The organism is Cupriavidus gilardii, from assembly GCF_017598945.1.
Classification (GTDB): Bacteria; Pseudomonadota; Gammaproteobacteria; order Burkholderiales; family Burkholderiaceae; genus Cupriavidus; species Cupriavidus gilardii_E.
On the sequence record NZ_JAGFTW010000011.1, the window covers coordinates 37862 to 45058 of the forward strand.

Consider the following 7197-nt stretch of genomic DNA (forward strand, 5'->3'; position numbering starts at 1 on the left):
GGAGTTTCAATGGACCGCCAAATCGTATATCCGGGGCAGATTCCGCTCGAGACCGACCTGCTGCACACCAACAAGTTCGCAATGGTGGCGCTGGCCAAGCTTGCCGCCGCGATGCTGGGCACGACCACCGTTGTGAATGGCCTGGCATGTGTGCCGACCGATCCGGCATCGATGCAGGTGACGGTCAATCCCGGTGAGATGTATGCGCTGATGAGCATCGATGCTTCCGGGTATTCCTCCCTGCCGGCAGACACTGCTCACAACATCCTGAAGCAGGGGATCTCGCTGGACGCGGTGACGCTCGACTGCCCTGCGCCGGCGACTGCGGGCCACAGCGTCAACTACCTCGTCCAGGCTGCGTATCAGGACGCCGATACGGACCTCGTCACGCTGCCGTACTACAACGCGAGCAATCCAACGCAAGCCTGGTCAGGCCCGAACAACAGCGGGACGCCGCAAGCAACCGCGCGCAAGGGGATCATCGCGATCTCGGCGAAGGCTGGTGTTTCTGCACCCACAGGGACGCAGCTCACGCCGGCGCCGGACGTCGGATACACGGGCCTCTGGGTAGTAACGGTCGCGAACGGCCAGACCTCCATCGCTTCGTCCAACATATCGCGCGCCGCAAACGCGCCCATCTTGCCCACGGATCTGCTGCACTCCGTCCAGCAGAGCGCACTGATCACGGCTGAAGATGTCGGTGCTGCAAATGCGTATGCGGTGACCTATGCGCCGGCCATCACCACGCTGACCGACGGAATGGTGCTGCGCTTTAAGGTGAAGACGGCCAACACAGGAGCAGCAACACTTAATGTGAATGGGCTCGGTGCACAGCCGCTTGTCGGATATGCTCATGGCGCGCTCCAGGGCGGTGAGCTGGTGGCTGGCGGCCGAGCCGCTGCAGTTTGGCGAGCGGACATCAGCTCGTGGGTGCTCCTCGAATCCTCGGGTGGCGCGCAGCAGGTCGCCGTCGGCACGCAAAGCGGTCACGCAATCCAGCTCGGGCAGTTCACAGGCGCGAATCAGAGTTTCGGGTCGGCGGGATACCAGAAACTCCCAGGAGGCCTGATTCTCCAGTGGGGACAGACTGGGGCAGTGAGTGGCGTTGGGAATACCACCTTCCCTATCGCGTTCCCGAACGCGACGTACTGCATCATCCCAGGGGAAACAGTTGCGGGGGGAAGCACGCCCAATGTCTGGGCGGTGCAGGGCATCACCTTGACCGGCTTCACCGCGATCGTCACCAATCTTAGTGGGGCGCCAGTTACGGATGGCGGTCTTTACTTTGCGCTCGGCCGATAAGGAGACTCGAATGTTCGCAAAATGGATAGAAGCTGACGGGCGCTACGCCTTTTCCGAAACGGACAACGGCGGCCTGGAGATCAGTGCCGACGAACACATCGCGCTCTTGGACGGCCAAGGGCGAGGGCTGCGCATAATCGAAGGCGACGATGGTCGCCCTGTGCTTTCGCAGGGCGGCGAAGTAGACCAGGAAATCATAAAGAAGGCGCAAGCCATGCGGCGCGATGCCATGATGGCTTCGGCCGGTCGTCGCATGGGCCCGCTGCAGGATGCTGTCGACCTCGGCATTGCAACGGCGGCCGAGGCCGAACTCTTGGAAGACCTGAAGCGGTATCGGGTTGCGCTGTCCCGATTGGATATGGACGCCGATCAGATCGATTGGCCGATCGAGCCCTGAGGGAGGCTAGGGCTGCGGGATGAGCGAGTAGATCATCGGCGTCACGACCTCCGCTACGCGCTTGGCTTTGATCTCGTACAGTGCATCGCTCGGGTGAACACCGTCGGGCAGCATCGCCTGCCAGTTCGGAAGCGACTTGATGTAGTCGTACTGCTTGACGAGCGGCACGTTGTAGTCGGACGCGACACGGCCGATCTCGCGGACGTAGGGTTCAACGTCGGGCAGGCCAGGGCGCGTGATGGGGTTCGGTTCCTCGAGGACGGGAATCTTGCCGGCGACACGGACGCGATGGACCCACTGTGCCAGGTTCAAATAGAACTGGTCCGGGGTGACGGTTTTCATGTCGTTCAGGGCGTAGTTCTCGATGACGATATGGGCGTTGCTGGCGCTGAGCCGGCTATCCCATGGCGAGGAATAGAACTCGTTGTTGCCTGAGAGCGAATCTGACACCGATGCCGATGGAACGCCGTGGTTGTTCACCACGACAGTGCCTTCCACCCGAAGCCGAAGGGCCTCCTGCAGAACGACGGGGGCAGAACGGGCTGTCTGATATGCGCGTCCTTGCTCATCTTTCGCCATGCCCCACATCGTTGAATCGCCTTCGCAGTCGATCACGACCATGCGCACAGCCTTGGGCGGGGGCGAGTCGGTAGGCGCGCTAGGGCCTTCGTCGCCTCCACCGCCGCCGCACCCGCTGCATGCGACGACGAAGGCGCCAGCGAGGCTGGCAATCAGACCCCTCACGATTGCTCTCGTTGCGGCAGTTCGACGATTGCCCCGACCTCCCGGCACCAATCGAATATCTGCTCGGCGGTCCGTGCCCGGTCGAGCATAGCCCCGGCCAGGAAAAGCATAGGCAGGCTCATAGGGCGTGGGGATTCGCCACCGGTGTACTTGCGCCACTGGTTGTTGCCGGAAAGGCCGAAGAGCTCGGCCATTTGCTCGCCGGTATAGCCGAGCTTTTGCTTCAGGGCGCGCAGATCCTCCGGGTGTGGAGGCACGTAGTGGATTGGCATCGTTGACGGCGCTGAACGCGCCGAGGTGAAAGGTCGTCATGGCTTCATCCGCGAGGGTTATCGGGCTGCACGGCTGCGCTACCCTACGAGGACCATTGTAGCCCCATAGGGGCTATTGTCAACAGTTCCATCAATGCCCGCCACAGAGCGGGCTTTTTCTTTTCCGGGGTCCACATGCGACAACTCCATCCCGTCGAAGCAACGAGCTACGCCGGCGCGATCACCTCGATCGGCGCTTCCCTGACGCTGGCCGATATCGGCGTCATCGTCGGTATCGTGACGGCGCTCCTGACGTTCGGGCTCAATGCCTGGTACACGCGACTGAAATACAGGCTGGAGGCGCAGGAGCGCGCGGCCCGAGACGAGCGGGAGCGCGAAGAACACGCAGCGCGCATGCGGGTCCTGGAGGGGCGCGATGAGCCCTGATCTCCGCCGCCGCGTCATCGCCGTTGGCATTGCAGCAGCGGTCCCGCTCGTGGCCGCATTCGAGGGTCTGCGCCAGACGGCATACCTTGATCCTGTCGGCATCCCGACGGCTTGCTTCGGCGCGACCAAGGGCGTCCGGCTTGGTCAGGTCTACACGCGCGAGCAGTGCGACGATCTCCTGGCGAGGGATCTGCTGGAGGCGAATGCCGGCGTCGACTCGTGCGTTCGCGTTCCGCTCAGCGAAGGGCAGCGGACCGCGCTGGTCTCGTTCGCGTACAACGTCGGCCGGGGCAAGTTCTGCGGCTCGACGCTGGTGCGCAAGCTGAACGCCGGCGACTACGTGGGTGCCTGCAACGAGCTGCCGCGTTGGGTGTATGCGAAGGGCGTGAAGCTGCCCGGGCTCGTCAATCGCCGGCAGCAGGAGAGGGCGCTATGCCTTGGGTGAAGATTGTCGCCGCCGGTGCGGCGCTCGCGCTGGCGTTCTTGGCTGGGTCCGAGTTCACCGCGCGGGGCAAGGACGCGGAGATAGCCGAAATTCGGCGTGCCGCCGCCGTCGACCAAGTCAAGGCCACTGACCGGGCGCGCGCGGAGGAACAACGCCGCATCGCGGCTCAAACGGAGATTGCCAATGCTGCGAAACAGGAAGCCGAGCTGGCGCGCGCTGATGCTCGCGCCGCTGACGCTGTTGCTGGCCAGCTGCGCCAGCGAATTGCCGGGCTGGTCGCCGCCAGTCGATCCGGCGGCGATTCCGCCCCTACCAGCGGAGGCGCGTCAACCGGCGATTCCCTCGGAGTGCTTGCCGACGTGCTCGAAAGGGCTGACCGTCGAGCGGGAATCCTGGCTGAATATGCTGACGCCGCCCGCATCGCAGGGCAAGCCTGCGAGCGGGCATACCAGGCACTGAATAAGGTTTCAGCGGAGAGGCGCCACTAGTTTTCCAACTTCGCTTCAACGACTCGCAAGATTCGGGCTGCATCTGCGTCGGAAAGGCAGTTCGCGGCCCAGGTCGCACACATCGCATGCCAAAGCACCGATGAGCTAACAAGTAATCGATTGGCGGCGGTGTTAACCCAGGTGTGATGGTCCGCTGAAGCCATCGCGCCGTGACACGAATCCGCGACGTCAGCGAAGCCTCTCGAAAGTCGAGTACTCAGATCGGGCCAGTCTGCTTCGGAGAGTGCTTCGAAAACTACTCTCTCCGGCGCATCGCCGCCTGGCAAGACCATACAACCGGGGCGCTCTTCTTGATCTCCATCGACAAACACGCAAGATGGCCTGGGAAATCGATTTTGCGATGCCATGATGCCGAGGGCGTAGCCGACTGAGGCGGCTCCGTACGGGATAATCATAGATCGGTGTACTAGTGCTGGGTTGCCGCGAACTAAAATTTCTTTAAGCATCGCGCCCGCTCTATCATCTTCCACATATAAATCGCATTCTGGATGTTGCTCTTCGTCCATGCGAGTCATAGCGAACTCCGGGCTTACGCCTGCAACGATAGTGCGACCCGTAGTTCCATTCAGTATCTGAATACGGGCTTCTGGCGGAAGTTCTCCAAGCACATATGGAGAATGCGTTGTCAAAATAATCTGCAAATCCAATTGTCGACATTGATCCGCCAATTCCCGGACAAGTCGACGTTGAGCGCGCGGATGGAGAGACGTCTCAATCTCGTCAATGAGCACCAAAGCCGTACTTGGAAACGGATGCTGCAATAACTCAGCGATTGTTATCTCTCCTGCCCCTTGGTGAAACCCGGAAATCGACTGGCCGTTTATTTGCAGTACTGGCACTCGGCGCCGGTTGTCCAAGGTAGTTAGAGCCATGCGGGCCGATTCATAGCTCTTTCCGAGCAGGTGCGACAGGCGTCTTACCTTGTCAGCGGCCCAAGTGTCCTGCACCTCCACTTCGCGAAGTTGCGGATTTGCCAAACGTTGATAGCCCACGCGGGCCGCGACCGGTTGGAGTCGGCTCAAATCGATATTCACAATGTTGCGCTGAGGCCGGTTTGAGTAACCGCGCCACCGAGTTAGCTTTCGCACGCTGTCAGTTCTCGATCGATTGCCTTCCCGCACAGAGTATTTGATTGAACCAGCAGTAATTCTCTCCCATGGTGTATCGGGGAAAAATGTCGAGGGATAGATTTCACGCTCGCGACTTGCATCGGCATAGATTGACGCAGCGGCCTGGAGCACCGTACTCTTACCCGCGCCATTTTCGCCAACCAGCGCGACGATCGGAAACGAGAAATCTATGCGCTGGCCCGTCCATCCATGTATTCCATCAATCTCCAACCATTCGAGGCGCTTGGGCCAGCCGGTGTTTGTGGCCCATTTGTTTTGAAGGCGGCGCATTTCTGGACTGAGAGACATGGTGGACTCCAAGTTGGGATGGTAGCGAAGATACCACAATGCCGTACCGATGCGGCGCCAGCCCCGGGTCAGCGCCGCGTTCACGCGGCGCAGCGCTTGCGTGCAGCCATGCGTGCGCCGGTTGGGGTGTGTGATAGAGCCGTGTTATCGGCCTCCAGCGGATTGGTGGTGCCTTCGCATGTAGCGGCGGATTACTTGGATGACTACGCAGGCCTCCGTATATTGAGCAGCGGCCGCTGGAATCTCTCCGCTGGCACAGCGCCGGGCCGCTTCACCTTCACCCAGTCGCTCGACCGTTTGCTAGCCGCATATGGGCTGCCGGCGCGCTTGGCGACGATGCCCTCCAGCTGCAGCGCCAGCGCCTGCTGATAGAGCCAGTCGCCGTCTTCCACCCAGTCGACGAACAGCAGGGTGTCGGGGCAGCAGTCCAGGATCTTCCGGAGGGCAGCCTTACGCTTCTCGATCGGCTGGCCGCGGATGTCCCGGCCGCCGTTGACCAGCAGGTCAAACACGCAGTAGGCGACGTGGTGCGAGCCGGGCGGCTTGCCGCGGCGTGCCGACCGACGGTGCAGCAGCTCGAAGTCGCTCCGGCCGTGTTCGTCCAGGACGCAGACCTCGCCGTCGAAGATGCAACCAGCCTTGAGGTTGCCGACAGCCGCGGCGACTTCCGGATACCAGGCGGTGGCGTCGTGCCCGTTGCGGGACTTGAGGCGCGCCGGCTTACTGGCCGCGAGCAGCCGGTACCCGTCGTACTTGATCTCGAAGTGCCAGTCGCCCAGTGGAACGGCACGGCGTTCCTCGAGCAGCATCGGGGAGAGCTCGGCCAGCGTAGGGGCAGGCGGCCGAGCGGTGGCCACGGCTACCCCTTGATGTCGCGGGGGTCGTCGCCGAAGCTGTTGCGCTCCCGGATTCGGCCATCCCGGCCGTGGATGTACAGTTCGACCTTTGCCTGCTTCGCCTGCTCGGTCGCCTGCCGAATGGCTTCTTCCTGGGACGGATAATGTACGTTGGTCCGGCCCGATCCCTCTACCTCGATCGCCCATCCGTTGCCGTCGGCCGGCACGACGTGAATATTCCCTGCCATGGTCGCCTCCTATGCGTATCACTTCCGTTGTATGCCCGGGGCGGCCGCGGCGGTATAGGGCTACGTCTGACCGGCGTCAGAATCCCAGGCGCCGTGCACCGGTTCCGCCCGATAGGCTGACCAGAACACGTGGGAGCTCTTGTGGTGGCGCGAGGTCCTTCGCTCAAAGAAGATCCGGACGCGACCCTGGTATTCCGTGTCGATCTCCGCCTCGGCGTGCTCGGGGCCGGTGCGGCTGGGCGGGGGGAGGGTCTGCATGGCCTCTGCGATCTTGTGGCCGCCGACATAGGTCAGGATGCCAGTCTGAGGCGACGCGCGCGGGGTAGGGTTGGCGGAAGGGACTGAGCAGCCGTTGGCTAGTTTGCTGTTGCCCATGATGCACTCTACGTATACTGTATGGATATACAGTATAGGGTCGCGGGCAGGTCGTGAAAAGGCCTTTGTTCTCGTGGGAATAGCAGCCCGGAAAGCCGCATGCAGCCGTGCTCGAATTTCGATCAGTATTCCCACGAGCTACCCGGAGAGCCGCTCCGAATAAGGCTTGATGCCTCAGATTGTGATTCCTGTCGTCGTGGGTTCGAGTCCCATCAGCCACCCCAA

At 62.0% G+C, this 7197-nt stretch carries 11 protein-coding genes; 5 read left to right on the top strand and 6 right to left on the bottom strand.

The window, feature by feature from the left end:
• Positions 1 to 9: 9 nt before the first annotated feature.
• Positions 10 to 1302, top strand: a complete 1293-nt coding sequence (locus tag J5T34_RS06020; RefSeq protein WP_208579060.1) for a gp53-like domain-containing protein — start codon at positions 10 to 12, stop codon at positions 1300 to 1302.
• Between the two features lie 10 nt (positions 1303 to 1312).
• Entirely contained in the window at positions 1313 to 1699 is a 387-nt protein-coding gene (locus tag J5T34_RS06025) for a tail fiber assembly protein (protein ID WP_208579061.1), read from the top strand.
• A gap of 6 nt (positions 1700 to 1705) precedes the next feature.
• Here the strand turns inward: J5T34_RS06025 and J5T34_RS06030 are convergent, their stop codons facing one another.
• Entirely contained in the window at positions 1706 to 2320 is a 615-nt protein-coding gene (locus J5T34_RS06030) for an SGNH/GDSL hydrolase family protein (protein WP_208579062.1), read from the bottom strand.
• 119 nt (positions 2321 to 2439) lie between these two features.
• Positions 2440 to 2715 (bottom strand): XRE family transcriptional regulator, encoded by a 276-nt coding sequence (locus J5T34_RS06035; RefSeq protein WP_208579063.1) that lies wholly within the window; start codon positions 2713 to 2715, stop codon positions 2440 to 2442.
• A 174-nt stretch (positions 2716 to 2889) separates the two neighbouring features.
• Between J5T34_RS06035 and J5T34_RS06040 the strand changes: the two genes are divergently transcribed.
• The 3 genes from J5T34_RS06040 to J5T34_RS06050 are packed head-to-tail and all read left to right on the top strand — an operon-like array spanning position 2890 to position 4074.
• On the top strand, positions 2890 to 3141 hold the full coding sequence (locus J5T34_RS06040) for an HP1 family phage holin (protein WP_208579064.1): 252 nt from the start codon (positions 2890 to 2892) through the stop codon (positions 3139 to 3141).
• Complete coding sequence (locus J5T34_RS06045) at positions 3131 to 3586, top strand: lysozyme (protein WP_208579065.1); 456 nt, start codon at positions 3131 to 3133, stop codon at positions 3584 to 3586. The genes J5T34_RS06040 and J5T34_RS06045 overlap by 11 nt, the downstream gene beginning before the upstream one ends.
• A complete protein-coding gene (locus J5T34_RS06050) occupies positions 3574 to 4074 on the top strand; it encodes a DUF2514 family protein (protein ID WP_208579066.1) in 501 nt (166 codons plus the stop codon). Before J5T34_RS06045 ends, J5T34_RS06050 begins: the two co-directional genes overlap by 13 nt.
• Here J5T34_RS06050 and J5T34_RS06055 read toward each other — a convergent pair.
• The 4 genes from J5T34_RS06055 to J5T34_RS06070 form a co-directional block, all read right to left on the bottom strand.
• The gene (locus tag J5T34_RS06055) at positions 4071 to 5513 is read right to left on the bottom strand and encodes an AAA family ATPase (protein WP_208579067.1); all 1443 of its coding nucleotides are present in this window, start codon (positions 5511 to 5513) and stop codon (positions 4071 to 4073) included. The two genes, J5T34_RS06050 and J5T34_RS06055, sit on opposite strands and share 4 nt — an antisense overlap.
• Before the next feature lie 203 nt (positions 5514 to 5716).
• Positions 5717 to 6322 carry a hypothetical protein gene (locus J5T34_RS06060; protein WP_208579068.1) on the bottom strand — a complete coding sequence of 202 codons (606 nt, stop codon included), beginning with the start codon at positions 6320 to 6322 and terminating at the stop codon, positions 5717 to 5719.
• Between the two features lie 50 nt (positions 6323 to 6372).
• A complete protein-coding gene (locus tag J5T34_RS06065) occupies positions 6373 to 6597 on the bottom strand; it encodes a DUF2188 domain-containing protein (protein WP_208579069.1) in 225 nt (74 codons plus the stop codon).
• A gap of 60 nt (positions 6598 to 6657) precedes the next feature.
• The gene (locus tag J5T34_RS06070) at positions 6658 to 6972 is read right to left on the bottom strand and encodes a hypothetical protein (protein ID WP_208579070.1); all 315 of its coding nucleotides are present in this window, start codon (positions 6970 to 6972) and stop codon (positions 6658 to 6660) included.
• Positions 6973 to 7197: the final 225 nt, after the last annotated feature.